The sequence below is a fragment of the Acidobacteriota bacterium genome (genome assembly GCA_003225175.1).
In the GTDB taxonomy this organism is placed as follows: domain Bacteria; phylum Acidobacteriota; class Terriglobia; order Terriglobales; family Acidobacteriaceae; genus Gp1-AA112.
The window spans coordinates 1-3,156 of sequence record QIBA01000148.1 but is presented as its reverse complement, the minus strand read 5'-3'; the positions used below and the strand labels follow the sequence as shown (position 1 = coordinate 3,156).

Annotated in this window: 1 protein-coding gene; it reads right to left on the bottom strand. The window is 25.6% G+C overall.

The window, feature by feature from the left end; translation table 11 throughout:
- Window positions 1-1,644 precede the first annotated feature (1,644 nt).
- The gene (locus DMG62_23830; GenBank protein ID PYY20207.1) at window positions 1,645-2,889 is read right to left on the bottom strand and encodes a hypothetical protein; all 1,245 of its coding nucleotides are present in this window, start codon (window positions 2,887-2,889) and stop codon (window positions 1,645-1,647) included.
- Between the last annotated feature and the right edge of the window lie 267 nt (window positions 2,890-3,156).

Below are 3,156 nucleotides of genomic sequence, written 5' to 3'. Positions count from 1 at the left end.
TTTTAATTATAAAAGACTTAATATTAAATTACCTGAAATGAGTAGGTACGTATTTGACAGTGAGATTGCATAAAAGACTGTAGTAATTCATGCTTTTGTAATAAATATGTTGATGTATCAGTAGGTTGCAAAGTATCATCAATTTTATAAATTGCCTATATATAATATTAAATAATAAATATTAAAATATTAAATAAATATTAAATAAATAAAATAATAAATTCAAATTAGATTATATAAAGTTACCTCAAACATTTCATCAATTTGGAATCTAAAATCAGGTCTTTTTGTAAGAAATTTTTTACCATCTAAAGATAATCTAGATGTGTTCGTTCATTCAATAATTTTTGAACAGGTTTAATTGAGTCTATTAATTTAATTCTTAATAAGTCATTCTTATTAGCTGCTACTCTTATTTCCTCAAGAGTATTTTTTCCTTTTAATATTTCTTCTAATACATTATCCATTTTATCTCTTTCCAAAGATACTCCTTGAAGTGCTAAGTTTAATATAGACATTACTCGTTCTGCTGGATTTGTCCAACTATGATATGGTGCAGTTCTAACACTTGCAAGAAAATCAAAGTCACCCTGAAGAAATAAACATATTAAGGATATTTGAACAGATCCAAAGGTTGTTCTATGATCAGGTCCACCATCAGTATAAAGTAATAAAATTTCTGGTAAATTCATATCATAATATTGCATTAATGTATTATAAAATTCAGATGCATGTCTGATTGCTGAACTTGGTTGAAATGTAGTATCCTTATATGAAACATAAACTTGTCCTCTATAAAAAGTTTCACTAATGTCATTAGGTATATCACAAAAAAGCATTACAGATGGAGTTAAAGAAAATTTTGTAAAATCATGATCTGAAGATCCCAATTCAGTTCCTATTGGTACTAAGGATTTTTTATTTCTAACACCACTTGATGTTGCAATTCCCTCTCCAATTGGAACTTTGTGTTTATCATCAGCACATATAAAACTTAAATAATCTTTAAATTTTATTGCAAATAGACGAGTATATCGAAATAATGCTGCACAATAATGTGCATCTAAATGAAATTTTGATAATTGACGGCTTTGTACTTTATATACAATATTAAACCTTCCAGTATATTTTGTTGCAATATTTGTAAATGAATTTCCTGGCCAAAATTGTAAACGAATATATTCATCTGATGGAATACATATTTCAGAATCTAATGGAATTCCAAATTTTTTTTCAAGTTTCTCAATAATAATTTGCTTAAGATCAGGTATTGACATTGCTACTGGTATATATAATACAGATGTTGAGCATCTATCATGAACTGATGGAACAATCTAATTATTAAAAAATATAATTAGTATAGAATTATTTAAAGTTTAAGTAAATAAATAAATTACCTCATTAAAATATTCATCCATGGAATTCCAAAATTCATCAAATTTTGTTCCCTTAAATCCATTATTAATTCTAAGATCTAGTATTATATCTGGATCTTGAATATCTAATATTATACGAATTCGCTCTTTCATTTCTTTTGACATTTCATGAGATGGAGTTGAAGAATCTCCAGCTAAATCTTGATATAGAATATTCCAAGTTGCAGGTGTTAATTTTGCTATTAATGAATACTATTGATAATTCAGTTTAAAATTTACTGTAAGAATTAATATGTAAATAAATAAAAATTAATATATATAAAATAACAATTAATAATACCTTTTCAGCTATATTTTTTTTCATTTGTCTTGTAAAGAATTTTGGAATCATATCATTAGCCAAAGTAATAGCTTGTGCTTCAAAAGTTTTACTTCTTTCTGCTGGATCATCAAAAATTTTCCATATAAAATTTAGAGTTCCTAAGTAATTCCCATGATAATATCGGTAAAGAGTAAATGGTACTTTAAGTTTCATGTTATTAATAAATTCATATCGATCTTTCTTTGATTCTGGAAGATAATTATCAAGAAAATGCAATTCATAATCATCTGATGTTTGGAGTAATAAAGAAATTGTATCATATTTCTTATTAATTATTTGCAGACTTTCTCGTGTTTCAATTGAAATATTATTAAAAATATTACGAACTGGTTCATCACTTTCATTAATAAATTTCATTCTTTCATTAACATTTTTTAAATAAGAAATATATTTTCTCATAATATGACATAGATTAAAAATATCACCAATAATATTTTTCCATATATTTTGACTTGCCCATGGTTGAGAAACACATGATTCAATAGTTTTAATTAAAGTTTCTAACTTTTCTGAAGAAATTTGCTCTTTTTTATGATGTCCAGTAAAGTAAAATTGGTTATAAGTTTCATTAATTTGATATTGTGGTAAAGTCAAAAATATATCTGGAATTGTACATCCACGAGCTTTAATTTTTTCATGATGAGGATCAATATACCATAGCAAATCAATTAATTTGTTAACAAAACTATTTCCAATTGTTTCATGAATGCCAATAATCCAACCAACAGATTTTTGATTTAATAAATCAATCAAATCATTAAACATTAAATCTTTTCTATTAACAAATAAATGTTTAGTTGGAAGATGTAATCTTTTGCTATTTTCCATCATTCTTTCTAATGGATTTATATTAGTTCTGGTATCTTCTAAAGATTCAGATTCAGTAGTATTAAGTGTAAATTGTAATTGACATGGTTCAAAGTTTTTGCAAAAGATCAGTTTTGTATTAAGATCTCTAATACCAGCCCAATGATTTGTTAATGTATTAAAAAATTTTAATGTAACTTTTTCTTCAGTAATATATCCAAGTGTTTCAATTAACAAATCCTCAAAACTGTTATCTTCTTCCATTGTAATTGCATCTTCTAATAACAATTTATTTTGCTTATAAACAGCTACAATAAAATACATGTTTAATACTGTATTTGTTAAAAAAGAGATTGTAGATCAATCAGTTGATATAGGATATAATTTATATGCCGATCTACAAAATCTGGATTTAATATGAAATTTTTTTGACCAATCAAATGCTGCCAATCAGTGATCACATGACCTGTTTGTTTATTTTTAAAAAAATGACAAATTTGAGGGGGGTTGGTTACGTTAAACAAATGATTAATTTGGGACGGCCTAATGATAAATGTACATGGTGAAAGAAAACGACCTTTGGGAGAAGTT